Raw genomic sequence first — 17,850 nt, 5'->3', positions numbered from 1 at the left:
TATAGGTTATACTTATAAGTATAGCTTGTATGTCATTAGTGTAGTTTTACTATTCAGAACGTAATGCTCTTACTGGGTCTGCTATCGCCGCTTTTAAAGCTTGGTAACTAATGGTTAACAGCGCAATAACCATAGCCCCCAAGCCTGCCACAGCGAATATCCACCAACTAAGTTCGACTCTATAGGCGAAGTCCTGTAGCCACTTATTCATACCATACCAGGCGATGGGTATAGCCAGCACAATCGAAATTAAAACCAGCAGCGCGAAATTCATGGATAGAAGTATAACGATGCCCGAAACAGAACTGCCCAACACTTTGCGAATACCAATTTCCTTGGTGCGCTGCTCGGCTGTAAAGGAGGCAAGGCCAAACAAACCGAGGCAGGCGATGAAAATGGTGAGGCCCGCGAAGTACCCGAAAATGGTCAGCATCTTTTCTTCGGCGCGGTATTGTTTATCAAAGAATTCATCCATAAAGAAGTATTCCATTGGGTGTTTCGGGTAGTGGGATCTCCACTTGTTCTCTATAAAACTGATGGTAGAAGCCATATTCTGTGGCTTAATGCGCATCAGGAGGTAGCCAGGAGACTCAAGTACAAGTGCCAGTATAATAGGTTCTATGTTAGTGTGCAGGGATTTTACGTTGAAATCTTTTACCACCCCAATTACCTTTGCATCCCTGTCAAGCAATTCCAGGCGTTTTCCGATAGGCTCTTGCCACTCCATCTTTCTGGCGGCCGCTTCATTTATAACCAGGGCCCCTTTTAGGTCAGTTTGATAATCTTTGGAGTAATTGCGGCCTTCTTTCAATTCTATACCCATAGCATCTATAAAATCATAATCCACAAACATAACATTCATGCTGTTTTGTAAAGTCTTGCCGTCTTTTTCAGCAAACACAAGCAAGTTATTGAGCGACTCTGCAGGAATGTCTTGCGCGTTTGAAACCTGTTCAATGTTAGGGTTACTCAGTAGCTCGTGTTTTATGCCAGGTATTTGCTGAATTAGAGTGGAGTCGCCAAACGGAATTTCAATTACAAGCACCTGCTCCTTGTTGAAGCCTAAATCACGGTTTTTCAGGAAGTGCATCTGATTAAATACTACAATGGTTCCGATTATCATAATCAAAGAAATAGCGAACTGTACCACAACCAGTGTCTTTCGCAGTATCGCGTTACCGCCTTTCGGAGCCTTATCGGTCTTCAGAACATCAACTGGCTTAAAGCCAGATAGGAAGATGGCCGGATAGCTACTGGCTACTACTCCTATAAACACGACTATGGCAAGCAGAGCCAGCAAAACTTCTTTCTGCAAAAAGAAACCTGACTCAAACTGCTTGCCTGTAAACGTATTAAACATAGGAATCATGATTTGTACCAGTGCCAGTGCCAACAGCACAGACACCAGTGTTATCAGCAGAGATTCGCCCATAAACTGGCTGATAATCTGAGAGCGATAAGCTCCTACAACCTTTCGAAGACCTACTTCTTTGGCACGTTTGGCAGAGCGTGCCGTGGTTAAATTCATGTAATTGATGCTAGCAATGAGCAGCAGGAAAACGGCGACCGCCGCAAAAATATAAACGTAGTTGATGTTACCTGCCGGTGTAATGTCGTCCCTGTAAACCGTGTCGAAATGAATGCTGCTCAACGGCTGCAGAATAAAAGTCATGGAGGCATTTAGATTGTTTTCTTTTATCCAAGGGGTAACGTGTGTCGCAACGAATGCCTTGAGCTTGTCTTGGAATGGTTGAATCTGGGAGGTATCTTTTAGTAGCACATACGTGTATCGATTCATGTTAAACCAATGGTTCGTGCCCGTTAACACGTCTTGACGTTGCCTATCGAAGGTGCTGCGTGCTAAGAAAGCATTTGCTTTAATATGAGAATGGCCTTTATCCCGGAATACACCTGTAACATGGTATAGGTCCGGGTTAAAAGTGAGTACTTCGCCCAGGGCTTTATCAACTGAGCCAAAATACTTCTGTGCCATTGTCTCACTTATCACTATCGTGTTTGGTTCATGGAGTGCTGTGCCAGGATCGCCAGCTATAAATTCATAGTTGAATATGTCAAAAAACGAACTGTCAGCATACAGCAAGTTGTCTTCATTAAAGCTTTTTTCTTTGTACCAGATAGTTTGTTTTTGGGCTTCTAATAACTGAGTGACATGCTCCAGTTCCGGGAAATCCTGTATGAGATTAGGCGCAAGTACTGGCGGGGACAAAGCAAACCTGTCTATTTGGCCTTCATTCTTAATCTCGCTGGCAATGCGCACTATGCGGTCAGCCTTATCGAAGTGGCTTTCGTAGCTGAGTTCGTCCTGCACATACAAAAAAATAAGGATACACGCAGAAATACCAATAGCCAAGCCAACAATGTTAATAGCCGAGTATACCTTGTTGCGAACAATGTTTCGGATGGCGATTTTGAAGTAGTTCTGCAGCATAGATTTAAGGTTTTATGATCAGGCGAAACGGGCAAGGTGGTAAATGGAAGCGTCGCGGTATCTTGCATCTCTTATTGCGGTAGCCACAGACACTCACAGTGTTTCTAAAGCTGTAAGTGTCTGGTTTCCGGTTATCAGACACTCGCGGGAGCTGCGCACACCGCGAGGTCAGCAAGGAGCTTAAAGCAACTCGGTTGCGTGTCTTCTTACGTTCAGGTTTTCCGTTACAATCTGGCCATCGAACAGGTTTACAATGCGGTGCGCATACTCGGCATCTGACGGGGAGTGCGTTACCATTACCACAGTGGTACCGGCCTCATTCAGCTCTGATAGCAGCGACATCACCTCACGGCCGTGCACCGAATCCAGGTTACCGGTCGGTTCGTCTGCCAGTATCAGGCTGGGGTTCGACACGGTAGCGCGGGCAATGGCGGCGCGCTGCTGCTGGCCACCGGATAGCTGCTGCGGGAAGTGGTTGCGGCGGTGCGCGATGCCCATGCGCTCCATGGCTTCTCTGGCTTTCTTCTCGGTGTCTGCCTTCGATACGCCCAGGTAAGCCAGGGGCAGTGCAATGTTTTCTTCCACGGTCAGCTCGTCAATCAGGTTAAAACTCTGGAATACAAAGCCCAGGTTTTCTTTGCGCAGCTTGGCCCGCTGGCGCTCGGTAGCCTTGCTGATGTCCTGGCCCAGGAAACGGAAAGCGCCGGAAGAAGGGCTGTCGAGCATGCCCAGGATGTTGAGCAGCGTAGATTTGCCACAACCCGACGGACCCATGATGGCCACAAATTCGCCTTTTTTGATTTTAAGATCTACACCTGCCAGCGCGGTGGTTTCTACCGTGTCGGTGATGTACTTCTTCTGGAGGTTCTCCGTTTCGATGATTAATTCTTCCTTATTCATTGTAGTGGTTTTGTGATATTGTTCTAGTTTTATTTTGTACTAAATGCGTGGTTAATGTGCTTAATGGCCGAATTGTTAAATTGCTAAATGGTTGATTGTTGTCTCCCCCTTTACTGGCGCAAGTAGCACATCAGCACATTAAGAAATCAGCACATTACTGTAGCTCCAACCGGTCGATGTCGCCGTAACTGTCGTAGGAGGAGAGTACCACTTTTTCACCTGGTCGGAGGCCATCCAGTACTTCGTAGTAGTTCGGGTTCTGGCGGCCCAGTTTGATGTTGCGTTTGGTGGCAAAGTCACCCGATTCGTCTACTACAAATATCCAGTTGCCGCCGGTACTTTGGTAGAAACCGCCGCGTGGCACCAGTACCGCTTCGCCGCCGCCGTTCAGGTTCAATTTTATTTGTAGCGTCTGGCCACGGCGGATACCTTCGGGTGTAGTGCCATTTGCAAACTCCATATCTACTTCAAAGGTATTGTTCTGCACTTCTGGAATCACTTTGGCAACTTTTACCTGGTAAGTTTTCCCGTTGAAATCAAAGGAGCCGGTCAGGCCCGGATACACTCGGGAAATATAATGCTCGTCGATGTTCGCTTTTATTTTATAGCCATTCAGGTCGTCTATCTGGCCAATGTTTTCGCCCGGCGCTTTCGACTCGCCCACTTCGGCTTTCAGCGTAGACAGCTGCCCCGTAAAAGGAGCGATGACGTACAGGTTGTTGAGCGTGCCGCGTGCCATGTTGATATTCGCTTTCATGCGGTTAATGGACTCATCCAGTTGGCGCAGGCGCTCTTGCATCAGGCGGGTATCCTGCTTTACAGAGCGGTCGGCCAGCTCTTTGCGCTTGGTCTGGTATTCGTATTCATCTTTCGAAGCTTCATACTCTTCCCGCGAAATCACCTTCTCTTTAATCAGCATCTGGTTGCGCTTATACTTGCGGTCAATCAGGGCCAGGTTATATTCAATCTCAGCCAGTTCGTTCTGCTTCTTTATCAGGTCCTGCTTCATCTGGATTTCTGAGTTCTGGCGCTCGTTCATCAGGTCATAGAGCTGCGTTTCGCGCGTCATAAAGTCAATCTGCAGCGTGGTGTTCGATAATTTCAGGATGGTGTCGCCTTTCTGCACCATGCGGCCGTCATCGGTAAAAATTTTATCTACACGGCCGCCCTCTATAATATCGAGATAAAAAGATTTAAGCGGCTCTACAGAACCATCAATGGCAATGAATTCCTGAAAAACGCCTTCCTGCACCTTTCCAACCGTGATGCGCTCGCTGTCTACATTCAGCTTAGAAGTATGTTCGGCAAACAACAGGTTGTAAATAACTATTGCCAGCACAACGGCACCAGCGGCAATTAGCGCAATTTTCTGAGGGGTGTTTTTCTTTTTTTCTAATACTCGATCCATTTTATGGCTTGGTTGCTTTGTGATTAGATGGCTTTTCGCATCGTATTGGAAATGCATTTGCCAATAAGTATGCCATTGTTGATAACCTACTGATTTTCAAAGTATAATGATGAAATATGAATATGTGGCTATGTATAGATTGTCCGTTTCCGTACAGTGGAGTGTCTGCCAGCGGACAGTCGTCCGGACTAGCTACAGCGCCTGCAGAAATAAGGTATTACAGGACTATACAGGCTGTTTGGGCGGAAAATAAGCGTATGAAGTACCGGTAAATGTTTCTGAAAACAAGTACTTCGGCCGTGCAACTATTTTACAAGGCAACCATCTTTAGTTTTTAATTCCAAATACCTAATTTTAGCACCATACCTATGTTGTTGTACCATGAGCAAGATGCCATGCAAAATTTTGATTGTAGATGATGAAGAGGATATTCTGACGGCCGGCCGCCTGCTCCTGAAGCAGCATTTTGCCACCGTGATGACCACTTCAGACCCCTACCGCCTGCCTGCGCTGCTGCAGGAGCACCAGTTTGACGTGGTATTGCTGGATATGAATTACAGCACCGGGGCCACTTCCAGCAAAGAGGGCTTTCACTGGCTTAAACAGCTGTTGCAGCAAAATCCGTCGGTTACCGTTATCCTGATGACAGCCTACGGCGACATTGAACTGGCGGTGCGTGCCTTAAAAGAAGGCGCTTCCGACTTTGTGCTGAAACCCTGGCAGAACGACAAACTGGTAGCTATACTTAAAACCGCTTGCCAGAGCAAAAGCATGCACGGCCACCGCAACGCCGAAACAGCCGAGCAAAACAACACGGCCTATCATTACGATGGCTTTATCGGGGTGTCGCCGGCCATGCAGCGCGTGTACCAAACCATAGATAAAGTGGCAAGTACCGATGCCAATGTGCTTATACTGGGCGAAAACGGTACCGGTAAAGAAGTAGCCGCACGGGCGCTGCACCGTAAGTCAAAGCGGGCAGATCACGTGTTTGAGAAAGTAGACCTGGGTGCTGTAAGCGAAACACTGTTCGAAAGCGAGCTTTTCGGCCATGCCAAAGGAGCGTTTACGGATGCCAAAGAAGATCGCGCCGGGCGCTTTGAGGCAGCTTCCGGCGGCACTTTGTTTCTGGATGAACTCGGCAACCTGTCGCTTAGCCTGCAGGCAAAACTGCTGACCGCCTTGCAAAGCCGCCAGGTTATCCGGCTGGGCACCAACAAGCCGCGACCTATCGATGTCCGGCTGGTATGCGCCACCAACATGCCGCTTTACGAGATGGTACACCAGGGCACTTTCCGCCAGGACCTGCTGTATCGCATCAACACGGTAGAGATTAACCTGCCACCATTGCGGGAGCGCCGCGAAGATATTAAGTTGCTGGTAGAACATTTTCTGAGTGTATACAGCCAGAAGTACAACCGTCCGGAACTGCGTATCAGCAAAGAAACTTTGCGACGCTTGGGCGAATACCACTGGCCTGGTAACATCCGTGAACTGGACCACGCCATGGAACGCGCTGTTATACTTTGTGATGGCAACGAACTACAGGCCGACGATTTTTACTTTGCGCCCGGTGCGCATGCCCGGCAGCAGCCGTCAGGAACAATGCCAGACAGCGATTATACCCTTGAGGCGCTTGAAAAAATGATGGTGCAGAAGGTGCTGGTGAAGCATGCCGGCAACATTACGCATGCTGCCAAAGAACTGGGCATTACGCGTACTGCCCTCTACCGCAGAATCGAGAAACATGGTTTATAACGGATTCAGGTTAAGCCTGCTGCTACGGCTGAGCCTGCTGATAGCAGTTATAGTGCTTATGCTGCTGTTGCTCTACCGCACCGACTGGTACATGACTGTATTTTGCCTGCTGCTGCTGGTGGTGTTTCAGGTGTACGAACTGATGCATTTTGTAGAACGCACCAACCGCGACATCAGCAGTTTTCTGGAAGCCATCCGGCATTCCGATTTTACGCAACGCTTTGCAACTGGTAAGTCTAACCGGTCTTATCAGGAACTCTATAAGTCCTTTAATGCGATTACGGAGGCTTTTCAGCGCGTAAAAACAGAAAAGCAGGCACATCATTTATACTTGCAGGCCATTGTAGAGCATGTGGGCATCGGCCTGCTTTCTTTTGATGAAACCGGCGAAATAAACCTCATAAATCAGGTTACAAAAGAACTATTGCATGTGCCGCACCTGCGCAGCATTTATGCACTGGAGCGGGTGAGCGAAGAACTGGTGCAGGTGCTGATGCGCATCGGCAACAACGAAAAGACGCTTATAACCATACAGCCCCGCCATGAGCAACTGCTGCTGACACTCCACGCCACAGAACTGGTGGTACAGGGGCGGCGGCTGAAAATCGTTTCGTTGCAAAACATTCAATCGGAGCTGGAGGAACAGGAACTGCAGACCTGGCAAAAAGTAATCCGGGTGCTGACGCACGAAATTATGAACTCCATCACGCCCGTTATCTCGCTTACATCTACGGTCGCAGGGCTTCTGAATTCAGAAATCATAGAGAAGCACAGGGCAGGGGAGCCCCTGGAGGATGAAACACTGGAAGACATACAGGCAGGCCTGCGCACCATCGAGAAGCGGAGCACGGGTATGCTGCATTTCGTAAAAAACTACCGCCGCCTGATGCGCCTGCCTGCCCCGGAACTGCGCCTTTTAAAAGTAAACGAGTTGCTGCAGAATGTACGCACGCTGCTCGCCTCTGAACTGCAGACACATAAAATAAACCTGAGTATGTACCTGCCCGATGAAAACGTAACGCTGCTGGCTGATGCGGAACAACTGGAGCAGGTACTTATCAACCTGGTAAAAAATGGCATGGAAGCCTGCCAGCAAACCACAGCACCCTGCGTGGAAGTAGTAGCTTATATCGATGAACAGGACAAAGAAAAGCTGCGCATCGACGTAACCGACAACGGGCCCGGCATATCTGAAGACGTACTGGACAAGATTTTCATCCCTTTTTATACTACCAAAAAGCAGGGTTCCGGCATCGGGTTGAGCTTATCCAAACAAATTATGCAGCAGCATGGCGGCAGCATCCGTGTGCGCAGCAAACCCGGCGGCCCTACTACTTTCAGCCTGCAGCTGAAAGTAGTTACGAGTTAAGAATTCCGGGTTCCGAGATAAAACCATCACTCGGAACCTGGAATTCTTAACTCGTAACTCATCTGGAAACAACCTGCTGCACTGCCTGCGAGAGTACATTCGCCGGCATGGCTCCCGATTGCCGCCATACCTGTTGACCGTCGCGGAAAAGTATAAACGTGGGGACGCCCTGCACACGGTATTGTGCGGCGGCAGCCTGGTTGCTGTCTACATTTACCTTTATAACTTTAAGTTTGCCGTTGTATTCGGCGGCTACCTGCTGCACAATCGGGCTCATACTTTTGCAGGGCCCGCACCAGTCGGCGTAAAAATCAACCAGCACCGGCATGCCCGGGCTGCTGATAAGTTCCTGAAATGATTTCTTTGCCATAGTTTATCTGTAATGCTGAATTCTGTCTATAGATACGGCTGGAACAGCGGCGGGTGTTACAGAATGTTTATGTCTTGCTAGCTTAATTACCAGGCCGGCACCGGGTACGGGAAAATCTTAAACTCTGCCAATTACTTTGTTGTTATAAAAGTAGGAATAAAGCTAGCGGGAAGTATGGCCAAAAAGCAGCAGTTGCTGGTATGTGAACTATGCGGGCGTGAAGTGCAAAGCCTCAGCAGGCACCACCTGGTGCCACGCGAGGAGGGCGGCCGCTACGGCGCCACCGCTGAGTTGTGCCAGCCCTGCCACAGCACCATTCACCTGCACCTCAGCAACCGCGAACTGGCGGTGCTTTATAATTCTGTGGAGGCGCTGCGGCAGGCCGAACCGCTGCAGCGCTACCTGAAATGGGTAAGCAACAAGCGCCTGGAGCGTCTCTCTAACCGCCGCGGGCGAAACGGAAGAAAGTAGCGGCTTCCGGCAATAGCCCAATCTATACTTCAATCCACAGGAGTCATTTTGTGATCCTGAAAACATACATCAGGTTTGCTGGAAGCGCCTGCTGAAGCCTGCCAGCGCAGCAGCCATACTTTCCTCTCAGGCATTTGTGTTTTCGCCCCTCAGTTTCAGGATAAGATTAATTTTATACTGGTGCAGGCTTTCTTCCAGTCCGGCCGGGTAGCTATGCGGATTCAGGTAGCGGCGTATACTTTCGTGCAGGAGGTTCAGCTCCGTTTTGGTTTTCGCCTTGATAGCTTTTAGGTCAGGCAAAGTATAAACGAGTTTTCCCTGTTCAAAAATGGGTTCCAGCAGATCTTTATACCTGGTGCCGGGCGCAACGGATTTTCGGCGGGTGCTGTCGAGCGGGTCTACAATTATTTGCTTTTGCGGGAGCGGCTCCGCCAGGTTATAAATCATATCGGCCTGGTAACCGTCGCCGTCATAAAAGCGACGCACCTGCAGGATGCCGGGCGTAGACGTTTTGGCCCGCTGCTCCGATAATTTAATTTTATAGTCCCAGTCGCCATTGTCCTGCCGGATGGCGGCCAGTTTGTACACGCCGCCCAGCGCGGGCTGATCGTAGGCCGTTACCATCCTGGTGCCCACGCCCCATGCGTTTATTCTGGCTCCTTCGCTTTTCAGGCTGGTGATGATGTGCTCGTCCAGATCGTTGCTGGCCACAATGCTGGCATCTGTAAAACCTGCTGCATCCAGCAGTTTGCGCGCTTCCACGCTCAGGTAAGTCAAATCGCCGGAGTCGAGACGGATGCCGCCGAATACGAATCCCAGCGGCTGTAGTTTTTGGGCTGTTTTGATGGCATGGCGTACGCCCTCCAGTGTATCATAGGTATCTACCAGAAAAACAGAATCTTTAGGAAAAGCCTTTCCATACGCTTCAAAGGCTTCCTGCTCTGAGTCGAAGGCCTGTACCCAACTGTGCGCATGGGTGCCGCGTACCGGAATATCGAAAAGCTTGCCGGCCAGTAGGTTAGAAGTCGCGTCGGCGCCGCCCACGTAAGCGGCACGCGTTGCAGCCAGCGCGCCGTCGATGCCCTGTGCCCGGCGCATGCCAAATTCCATTACCTGATCGCCTTTGGCAGCATCGGTTATGCGGGCTGCTTTGGTAGCGATAAGCGTCTGGAAGTTGATAATGGTGAGCAGGGGCGTTTCGATTAGTTGCGCCTGGAGCAAAGGTCCGCGTACCCGTACCAGCGGCTCTCCCGGAAAAACGGCTGTGCCTTCGGGTATGGCATCTACGGTGCAGCTAAAGCGCATGTTGCGCAGGTAATCCAGGAAAGCGGTTTCAAACAGCGGCCGGCCCGCATTTCCTTCCAGCGAAGCCAGATAAGCCAGATCATCCTCCCGGAATTGTAGCTCCTGCAGATAGTTTACAACGTACTCCAGACCTGCCGCCACCGTATAACCGCCGCCAAAAGGGTTTTTCCGGAAGTATAAATTGAACACGGCTTCCCGCTCTGCCATCCCCTGCTTCCAATAGCCATAAGCCATCGTTAGTTGGTATAAATCCGTGAGCAGGGCGAGAGAAGAAGCATAAATGTCGTTCAGTTTCATAAGGCATAGTATAATACCCTGCGAAGTACGCATAAAATCCGGAAAAGTAAGTGCCCGGGTTTTGCCGTGTTTTATGGATGATGATTTAATGTATAAGGCAGCGCTTTGTAAATAGAGCAACAGATGCGCTCTGGCTACAGCATCAGCACGAGGAACAGGCGCCAACATTGGCCACGTATAAGTATAACAGATAGGATAGCTTCTGTACCGGCTTCTTTTTACCTTTAGCCCATGATAATGCAACGACAATTTATTCCTTTTTCAGAACTCAGAAATCATAAGGCCATTGTGGTAGACAGCACACATGCCAACGGGTTTATGCTGTCGCACTGGCGGGGCGCGCCAACGCCGGACGCCATCCGGGACGATACCAGCGCCGGCATTGTGCTGGGTGCACTGCGCCTGCAATTACCGGAACTGGACCTGCCTTATGTAACAGCCAACCATTTTGATATTGATGGTTTTGTAGGCGTGTGGGCTCTGCTGAATCCGGAACAGGCACTGGAACACGAGGAACTGCTACGGCAGATGGCGCTCATCGGCGATTTCCGGGAGCTGGACCTGAACCACCCGCTGGCCGGCGAGGCGCTAAAGCTGGTGTGCTGGATAAATGCCAGAGAACGGGAGCTGTTTTACAAGCCTTTCGCCGCCGACGAGATGGAAGAGAAGGAAGTGATGCAGTGCGCCGGCAAATTTACATACTTCCTGCAGGCATTCGGGCGTGTGCTGCAGGACCCGGACTGGGAGCGTGCTGCCTGGGAGGATGAGGTAGGAAGCGTGCTGCTGGGCTACCGCGATATGTATAAACCGGAAACAAAGCTCACCCGCCACCCCGAAATCGGCCTGGTGATCATCGAGATACCGCACCCACTGCATTATTACGCGCTGTTTAGCCGCACCACCGGCTTTGACATGGTGCTGACCTGCTACGACCGGAACCGCTACGAGCTGGAGTACAAGTATACCACCTGGGTAGATATTGCCTCGCGGCCCACGCTGCCAAGAATCAGTATGGCGCCCCTGGCAGCACAGCTGAATCAGATGGAAACCTCCGGCCACCGCTGGACTTATGATGCCGTAACGGAAACCGGGCCGCTGCTGCGCCTCGACGGAGACCAGCTAAAGCGCGAAGAAGCCTATGACAACCCGACAGAGCGGGAAATCTTCTCTTCCGCTATACCTGTAGACAAGCTGAAACAGGTGGTGGTGAATTACTACCGGCAGGCTTACGCCCATCTGCAACCGAAGTATAACTGGAGCTGGAAAGCAATAAAGGAACTGAACACCTAACAGGGCTGGAAGCAAAAAACCGGTGGCAGCAGAGTATGTTTTATGTGTGTTTAGTACTTGTAAATTAGGTGTTTACGGATAGCAGGGTACACGTTGCTATAAGTTTTAAGCTTTATTGCTTATCTCTTTTGCCGCATCACGTATACAGGCTATACATAGTGAAACTGGCATATAGTGGGAGCTCTCATTTCACTAATACACAACCAAACACACAACCAACAACCATGAAAAAGATACTATGTCCGACGGACTTCTCCGCGAGTTCTGATAAGGCGCTGGCATACGCGGTTTACATTGCGCAGCATGCCAATGCGCATCTCTCGCTGGTGCACGTACTGCACCTGCCTATTGCGGACACCTCTGACACAGCGCTCGTAGCGGGTGAGCTGCTGAGCGAACAAACGCGCGATGCCGGCGAAAAGCTGAGAGCCAAATGCCTGTTTCTGGAGCAGCAATTCGGAGCCAACCAGGCCGGCCACTTTACCTGCGATTATATTCTGAAGGAGGCGTTGCTGACCGACACGGCGGCGCACCTGACCAAAACCGAGGGCTACGATCTTATAGTAATGGGCACCACCGGCCGCAGCAGTGCCCTGGAAGAATTATTAATCGGGAGCAACACCGAGGCTGTAATTGAAGAAGTACATTGTCCGGTGCTATCTGTGCCTGCTACTGCCTCTGAACCAAACATAGAGCGCATCGTGTACGCCACAGATTACAGCGAGGAAGATAGCAGGGCGCTGGAGGAAGTGGTAGGTGTAGGCAGCCTTTTTGGAGCAGATATTCATGTGGTGCACGTGGTGAAAGATGAGGCAAGCGAAGGGAAAGCTAAACCGCAGCAGTTCTGGAACGAGCTGCAAAGCACTTATGCCGATGTACCCCTGTACTTTCAGGAAATAACCAGCAAACACCGCGATGAAGGGCTGAAAAGGTACTATGAAAGTATAGATGGAAGTTTGCTCGCCATTCTCCGGAAAGAAAAAGGGTTTTTGCAGGAGCTGTTTTCCCAAAGCCTGGCCGAGCAGCTGACTTACCAAGCCGAAATGCCTCTGCTGGTGCTGCACAGTAAAAACAACCTGTAAGCAAAAGCTATACTTAAACCAGGCAGGCCGGTCATTGTTCCGGCAATACGGCCCTTGCCCGGTTTACGTATGATGTCAGCGCACCATGTCCTCGTCAAAAATATGATCGAGGTCTTTGCTGCAGGTCTGGCAGTTGTAGCGGCCATACTCTTCAATGGCGCGCTGCAGGCTTACGTTCCGGAAATTACCTTTGCCCCTGCATTCCAGCAGCACCGGGCAATCAGCTTTTGTATGGAAAATGTCTGCTGTGGCGGCATCACAGATCCATACGCGCTCCCGCACCAGGTTGGGCGGAATAAGATAAAATGCAGGGGCAGGCCTTCTTTGTACGGTATCAGCGGCAGCTGCTTCTGTGGCCTGTTCTGTTGTGGCCACTTCCTGCTCGGTAGCCTGGTTACAGGAGGCCAACAACATCACAGCTAAGGCCATCTGTAAAATAAAGTACCGGGTTTGTCTGGCTTTAAGGGTGGGTTTCATGGAATGTATCAATGGCGAAACGTAAATATAGCATAATCTAAATTATTTGCTGCAGGATTTGTCGGCGCGGCGGCCATACTGCCGGATAGCAGTTGCTTCAGTCAGGGTTATAACGTCCTGTTTGCAACGCCGGAGCGCGGCGCAGCTTCTATCGTAATGGTATACTTTGGAGCCGGCGCTGCTGCACAGGTAAACGGTGCGCCGGGTGGCGCCTGCCGGAACAGGTGAATTTGTTGTAGTTGCCTGCTTTGCTTTGCTTTGCTTCCTCCCGAACGCTTGTCTTTGCGGTAATCCCAAGGCGGAGTGGGGTTGGGGCTTTGCCACAGGCCGCGCTTGTAGCGGCGGGCGTCTGCTTCCAGGTTGGCCAGGTTTTTATCGGTGGAGTAGGCTTTGTAATGCCAGGCAAAGCCGTTGCGCACCAGCTCCTCGTTCAGACTGCGCCCGTCTGCCAGTAGAATAGTGCCCACCGTGCGGCCATAGCGATCCTTGTTTTTAGGGATGAGGCGCACATACTTGTTAAACACCAGATCAGAAGTAAACTGTTTGGCCTTTTGCCCGAAATCCTGCGTTTTTTCGGGTGTGTCCACACCATACAGGCGCACCGTAATTTGTTCTCCGTTCCGAAGCAGCACGATGGTGTCGCCGTCTTTTATGGCGACCACCCGGTCGCCGGCCATGGCCGAAGGTTTCTCCTTCTCCGGCAAAACTTCTGCGGATTTTTCTGTGTCGACGGGTGCGGTGTTAGCAGTCGGAGCTGTGGTAGGCGAGGTGGCAGGTTGTTGCTCCTGTGCCCGCTCCAGTATCGCCTGTTGCCGTTCGCGGAACTGCTCCTGTGCATCCCTCCGATCGTGCTGGCAGGAGGTGGCCAGCAGGGTATAAATCAGGAATAAGTGATAAAGTGGTAGCTTCATTGCATAAGCATCAGGTGAAAGCCGTACATAAGGTCACTGGAATTTTGGCAGCCGCACAGCAGCATCATCAGTAAATGTGCTAATACGATAATTATCCACCCACCACTTCTATTATACTTATGCCACCGGCCTGCCGTTGTACTTTTATCTGGGTGCCGATGCGTTCCTTCAGCGCCTCCACATGCGAAATAATACCAATCATTTTGCCGCTGGCCTGCAGGTTTTCCAGTGTCGAGATAGCGGCATCCAGCGTTTCTGCGTCCAGTGTGCCGAAGCCTTCATCTATGAACAGAGAGTTGATCTGCGTACGGCGTCCGGCCAAGTCAGAGAGGCCCAATGCCAGCGAGAGGCTCACCAGAAAACTCTCTCCCCCGGATAACGTGTTCATCGGGCGCACGGCCTCGGCCTGGTAGGTATCCACAATCAGCAGTTCGAGGTCTTCCTCCTGGCTTTTAAGGATGCGGTAGCGGTCGTTGAGCTTTTGCAGGTGCCGGTTGGCCAGTTCCACCAGCCGTGCCAGCGTAAGCCCCTGCGCAAAGCGGCTGAATTTGTTGCCATCTGCCGATCCGATTAAATCTGAGAGCTGTGCCCAGCGGTGATATACCTGCTGCTGCGTTTGCAGTTGCCCGGCCAGTTCCCTGTTTTTTTCGCGCTGCTGTGCATCCTGCTCCAGTAGTTGCTGACAGCGGGCGCGCTGCCCAATCAGGTCGCGCTGCTGCGCTATTTTCTCCTGATACTGGTTTTGTAAGAGGTCTGTATTTTCCGTTGTCAATTCCAGGGCCTGGGTTTGCGCCAGTTCCTGCTGCACATCACGCAGCGACTTCCGCAGCTCCGTCAGGTGTTTTTCGGTCTGGGCTTTGAGGTTGGCAAGGCGTTCGGCTTCGTCGCGGTCAAGGAGCATCTGGCTGAGCGCCTCTATCGTTTCGATGCCTTTTTGCCGGAGCACGCGCAGCAATCCTTCTTTCAGCTCGTTCAGCACCGATTTATTTTGCTGTTGTTTGGCGTGGCATTCTGCCTGGCGCGCGCGGGATTCGCGAAGTTCCTGCTGCTTTTGCAGCTGCCTGGTACGCGCCTCTTCGGCTTGCAGGGCATGGAGGCGCAATGCCTGCCGGGCCTGCTGGCGCTCCTGCTCCGGGTCTTTTTCCCCGAATAATTCCTGACGCGCTGCTTTTATTTGTGTGAGGTGCTCGTGTGCTTCCTTCAGAGCCTGCTGCCGCTCCTGCAATTCTTTTTCCTTCTGCTGCGCGTTGGCTTTCCGGTTGTTAACTTCTGCCTTCAACTCTACATACTTCTCCCGCCTTTGTTCCAGCGCCTGCTGCTTTTGTGCAAAAGCGGCAGACTGCTGTTCCAACGTTTGTAACAGTTGCTGCCGCTCTTCCGGTTTATAAACCAATCCGAAAGAGGCAGCAAATGATTCGGCAGTTTGCGTGTGGTCCTGCTGCTGTTCCTGCTCATCGGCAAGTATGGTTTGGAGCTTCTGCAGCTGGGTTTGCAGCATTCTGTCCGACTGCTGCAGCTGGTTATACTTGCCCGTTGCCTGCACCTGTGCTTCGCGCAGCAGTTGCAGCGCCTGGTTTATACTTTCCAGTTCCCGGCTCAGCGTGCGCGCCTGTGTTAGTTTTTGCTGCAACGCATCTGCCGATTCCTGCTGCGCCAGCATCAGTTCCGCCAATCCGGCCCCATCGCTTATACTTATACTTTCAGAAATGCCCCCGGCCAGCTGCGTGAATGTATGGTGCAGGCGGCTTAACTCCGTTTCTGTTTCGGCTTTGGATGCGGCGGCCATACTTTGCTTTTGCGCCAGCGCACTCAACTGCAGTTGCAGTGCATTTACCTGTTGTTCCAGCTCTTTTGCCAATGCCTGCTGCTTGTCGCGTTTCTGTACTTCTTCCGGCAAATCGAAAGTATAACCGTCTTCCGCAAAAGGATGGTGCACAGAGCCGCAAAGTGGACAGGGCTCGTCCGGTTTTAAGGTATGGCGCGCCTCCTCGTATTGCTGCATCTGCTGTTGCAAAAGCACCAGTTTCTGGAGCGTGGCCAGGTGCGCTGTGGCATCTTCATACTGCTGCTGTGCCGCCTGCAGTTGTGTTTTTTTGGTTGCTTCTTCCTGCCTGTGCTCCTGCCATTGGTTGTCAATACTTTGCAACTTTTGCTGAAGTATGGCATGTTGCCGGGCGAGTTCCTGCAGGCGCTCATACCTGGCCAGCATTGCCGGCTGTGCCTGCGCCGCCTGTTCCAGCTCCTCCATACTTTTATCAGAAAGCATGCTTTGCAGCCGGGCCAGCTTTTCCTGTTTTTGTATGTTCAGCTGTTGCTGCTGTACCTGTTGCTGCGCCTGTACCAGTTCCAGTTGTGCTGCCTGCTGTGCTTCCTGGCGGAGCTGCTGTTGCAACTCCTGCTGCTCCTGTTGGTTGCGTTTGATGCGTTGCTCCACTTCCTGTATATCGCGCAGGGTGCTCCTGAATTCCGGCAGATGCTCGTGTAAATCCTGCAGGCGTGCATGCTGCTCCAGCCAGCTTTTTATACTTGCCGCCTGCTGTGTCAGCTCGTCCAGCTCCTGTTGGCGGGTTTGCAGCAGCATCTGTTCCTGCTTCAGTTGCTCCTCAAAAGCAACATAGGCCTCTTTATCTTGCTTATAATTGTCGCGGATGGTGTGCAACTGGTGATCCAGTTTAACGACCTGCGCGAGCAGCGGCTCCAGTTTTTGCAGCGCTTCTTCCTGCTGCTGATGGGCTTTACCAGCTTCGGCAGCAATGTTTCCGGCTAGTTCCAGTTCCGTTTCCAGCACCGGCAGCCGTTGCTCCAGTGTCAGGAGTTGTTCCTGTACTTCCGTCAGCCTGCCGTTGGCGCTGCGGATTTCTGCTAGTTCGCCTGCAAACTGATGCGCCTGTTCATGCTGCTGCAGCTTCCGGAAGTCCGGCTTCAGGCTCTCCAGCTTCTGCTCCTGCACCTGCAGAGCCGCTTGTTGCTGCTGCTTTTTCGCCTGCAGGACAGCTACCTGCTGCAGCCATTGTACCTGTGCCTGTAGTACGGAGATGTCCTGTTGGAGTATGGCCTCTTGTGCTGCCAGTTCGTTTATACTTTGTTCATAAGCCTGGCGCTGCTCTTCAGGCAGCAGGGACGTGTCCTGCAGACGACGTTCTAAATCTTCCTTTTTCTGTTGCTCTTCCTTGGCCTTCTTAAAAGCAGATTTTGATATTTCGGAATAGATGTGTGTATCTGTGATCTTTTCCAACAGGCTGCTGCGCTCGTTGGGGTTGGCCTTCAGGAAGCGTGCAAAATCGCCCTGCGAGAGCATGACGGAGCGCAGAAACTGGTTGTAGTCCAGGCCGCATAGTTCGGCCACTTTTTCCGGTACCTGGCTGGGTTTCAGGTCAAACAGCGCGTCTTCCTCAAAGTCGTACAACTCCATGTGTACCGGCTGCATGTTGCCGCCTGCTTTGCCGCGGCTACGGCGGATGTGCCACTTGGAACGGTAGCGCTTACCATTGGCTTCAAATGTAACCTCTGCAAAGCTCTCGGCCGTGTGGCGCGTCATCAGTTCCAGCGGCTTGTCGTTGCTGTGGCGGTGCACCAGGCCGTACAATCCAACTGTTATCGCATCCAGAATGGTGGTTTTGCCTGCTCCCGTCTGGCCCGTAATAGCAAACAGCCCGGCCTCTGCCAGGGGGCTCTGGTCGAAGCGGATTTCGTGCTCTCCTTTCAGGGAGTTCAGGTTCTGGAAACGGACAGCAAGGATTTTCATGTTGGTAATGTGTTTATT

Annotated in this window: 13 protein-coding genes; 5 read left to right on the top strand and 8 right to left on the bottom strand. The window is 51.4% G+C overall.

Annotated elements, in window-relative coordinates:
- Nucleotides 1–49 precede the first annotated feature (49 nt).
- From I2I11_RS05610 to I2I11_RS05600, 3 genes are all read right to left on the bottom strand, one after another.
- Nucleotides 50–2,449 (bottom strand): ABC transporter permease, encoded by a 2,400-nt coding sequence (locus I2I11_RS05610; RefSeq protein ID WP_196266685.1) that lies wholly within the window; start codon nt 2,447–2,449, stop codon nt 50–52.
- 180 nt (nt 2,450–2,629) lie between these two features.
- The gene (locus I2I11_RS05605) at nt 2,630–3,349 is read right to left on the bottom strand and encodes an ABC transporter ATP-binding protein (protein WP_196266684.1); all 720 of its coding nucleotides are present in this window, start codon (nt 3,347–3,349) and stop codon (nt 2,630–2,632) included.
- Between the two features lie 154 nt (nt 3,350–3,503).
- On the bottom strand, nt 3,504–4,757 hold the full coding sequence (locus I2I11_RS05600; protein WP_196266683.1) for an efflux RND transporter periplasmic adaptor subunit: 1,254 nt from the start codon (nt 4,755–4,757) through the stop codon (nt 3,504–3,506).
- 381 nt (nt 4,758–5,138) lie between these two features.
- Between I2I11_RS05600 and I2I11_RS05595 the strand changes: the two genes are divergently transcribed.
- Both I2I11_RS05595 and I2I11_RS05590 read left to right on the top strand, forming a co-directional pair.
- Nucleotides 5,139–6,515 (top strand): sigma-54-dependent transcriptional regulator, encoded by a 1,377-nt coding sequence (locus I2I11_RS05595; RefSeq protein WP_196266682.1) that lies wholly within the window; start codon nt 5,139–5,141, stop codon nt 6,513–6,515.
- A complete protein-coding gene (locus I2I11_RS05590) occupies nt 6,505–7,884 on the top strand; it encodes a sensor histidine kinase (RefSeq protein ID WP_230679916.1) in 1,380 nt (459 codons plus the stop codon). The genes I2I11_RS05595 and I2I11_RS05590 overlap by 11 nt, the downstream gene beginning before the upstream one ends.
- Before the next feature lie 58 nt (nt 7,885–7,942).
- Here the strand turns inward: I2I11_RS05590 and trxA are convergent, their stop codons facing one another.
- Nucleotides 7,943–8,254, bottom strand: coding sequence for a thioredoxin (gene trxA, locus I2I11_RS05585; RefSeq protein WP_196266681.1), 312 nt, complete (start codon nt 8,252–8,254; stop codon nt 7,943–7,945).
- Between the two features lie 174 nt (nt 8,255–8,428).
- Between trxA and I2I11_RS05580 the strand changes: the two genes are divergently transcribed.
- Nucleotides 8,429–8,725: an HNH endonuclease gene (locus I2I11_RS05580; protein ID WP_196266680.1), complete on the top strand. Its 297-nt coding sequence runs from the start codon at nt 8,429–8,431 to the stop codon at nt 8,723–8,725.
- A 126-nt stretch (nt 8,726–8,851) separates the two neighbouring features.
- Here the strand turns inward: I2I11_RS05580 and I2I11_RS05575 are convergent, their stop codons facing one another.
- Entirely contained in the window at nt 8,852–10,327 is a 1,476-nt protein-coding gene (locus I2I11_RS05575; RefSeq protein ID WP_196266679.1) for a nicotinate phosphoribosyltransferase, read from the bottom strand.
- A gap of 237 nt (nt 10,328–10,564) precedes the next feature.
- Between I2I11_RS05575 and I2I11_RS05570 the strand changes: the two genes are divergently transcribed.
- Nucleotides 10,565–11,617 carry a DUF6687 family protein gene (locus I2I11_RS05570; RefSeq protein ID WP_196266678.1) on the top strand — a complete coding sequence of 351 codons (1,053 nt, stop codon included), beginning with the start codon at nt 10,565–10,567 and terminating at the stop codon, nt 11,615–11,617.
- Nucleotides 11,618–11,841: 224 nt separating this feature from the next.
- Nucleotides 11,842–12,699 carry a universal stress protein gene (locus I2I11_RS05565; RefSeq protein WP_196266677.1) on the top strand — a complete coding sequence of 286 codons (858 nt, stop codon included), beginning with the start codon at nt 11,842–11,844 and terminating at the stop codon, nt 12,697–12,699.
- A gap of 75 nt (nt 12,700–12,774) precedes the next feature.
- Here I2I11_RS05565 and I2I11_RS05560 read toward each other — a convergent pair whose 3' ends face one another.
- From I2I11_RS05560 to I2I11_RS05550, 3 genes are all read right to left on the bottom strand, one after another.
- Nucleotides 12,775–13,176 carry a hypothetical protein gene (locus I2I11_RS05560; RefSeq protein ID WP_196266676.1) on the bottom strand — a complete coding sequence of 134 codons (402 nt, stop codon included), beginning with the start codon at nt 13,174–13,176 and terminating at the stop codon, nt 12,775–12,777.
- 107 nt (nt 13,177–13,283) lie between these two features.
- The gene (locus tag I2I11_RS05555) at nt 13,284–14,087 is read right to left on the bottom strand and encodes a thermonuclease family protein (RefSeq protein ID WP_230679915.1); all 804 of its coding nucleotides are present in this window, start codon (nt 14,085–14,087) and stop codon (nt 13,284–13,286) included.
- A 91-nt stretch (nt 14,088–14,178) separates the two neighbouring features.
- Nucleotides 14,179–17,832, bottom strand: a complete 3,654-nt coding sequence (locus tag I2I11_RS05550; RefSeq protein WP_196266675.1) for an AAA family ATPase — start codon at nt 17,830–17,832, stop codon at nt 14,179–14,181.
- Nucleotides 17,833–17,850 lie beyond the last annotated feature (18 nt).

It is taken from the genome of Pontibacter rufus (genome assembly GCF_015694705.1).
GTDB lineage: Bacteria > Bacteroidota > Bacteroidia > Cytophagales > Hymenobacteraceae > Pontibacter > Pontibacter rufus.
This window is presented reverse-complemented; position numbering and strand designations above follow the sequence as displayed.

What these genes read in the sequence shown, in the direction of transcription:
- I2I11_RS05605 (WP_196266684.1), bottom strand. Translation starts at nt 3,349, where the DNA reads ATGAATAAGGAAGAATTAATCATCGAAACGGAGAACCTCCAGAAGAAG.
- I2I11_RS05575 (WP_196266679.1), bottom strand. Translation starts at nt 10,327, where the DNA reads ATGAAACTGAACGACATTTATGCTTCTTCTCTCGCCCTGCTCACGGAT.
- I2I11_RS05590 (WP_230679916.1), top strand. Translation starts at nt 6,505, where the DNA reads ATGGTTTATAACGGATTCAGGTTAAGCCTGCTGCTACGGCTGAGCCTG.
- I2I11_RS05595 (WP_196266682.1), top strand. Translation starts at nt 5,139, where the DNA reads ATGAGCAAGATGCCATGCAAAATTTTGATTGTAGATGATGAAGAGGAT.
- I2I11_RS05555 (WP_230679915.1), bottom strand. Translation starts at nt 14,087, where the DNA reads ATGAAGCTACCACTTTATCACTTATTCCTGATTTATACCCTGCTGGCC.
- trxA (WP_196266681.1), bottom strand. Translation starts at nt 8,254, where the DNA reads ATGGCAAAGAAATCATTTCAGGAACTTATCAGCAGCCCGGGCATGCCG.
- I2I11_RS05560 (WP_196266676.1), bottom strand. Translation starts at nt 13,176, where the DNA reads ATGAAACCCACCCTTAAAGCCAGACAAACCCGGTACTTTATTTTACAG.
- I2I11_RS05550 (WP_196266675.1), bottom strand. Translation starts at nt 17,832, where the DNA reads ATGAAAATCCTTGCTGTCCGTTTCCAGAACCTGAACTCCCTGAAAGGA.
- I2I11_RS05580 (WP_196266680.1), top strand. Translation starts at nt 8,429, where the DNA reads ATGGCCAAAAAGCAGCAGTTGCTGGTATGTGAACTATGCGGGCGTGAA.
- I2I11_RS05565 (WP_196266677.1), top strand. Translation starts at nt 11,842, where the DNA reads ATGAAAAAGATACTATGTCCGACGGACTTCTCCGCGAGTTCTGATAAG.
- I2I11_RS05570 (WP_196266678.1), top strand. Translation starts at nt 10,565, where the DNA reads ATGCAACGACAATTTATTCCTTTTTCAGAACTCAGAAATCATAAGGCC.
- I2I11_RS05600 (WP_196266683.1), bottom strand. Translation starts at nt 4,757, where the DNA reads ATGGATCGAGTATTAGAAAAAAAGAAAAACACCCCTCAGAAAATTGCG.
- I2I11_RS05610 (WP_196266685.1), bottom strand. Translation starts at nt 2,449, where the DNA reads ATGCTGCAGAACTACTTCAAAATCGCCATCCGAAACATTGTTCGCAAC.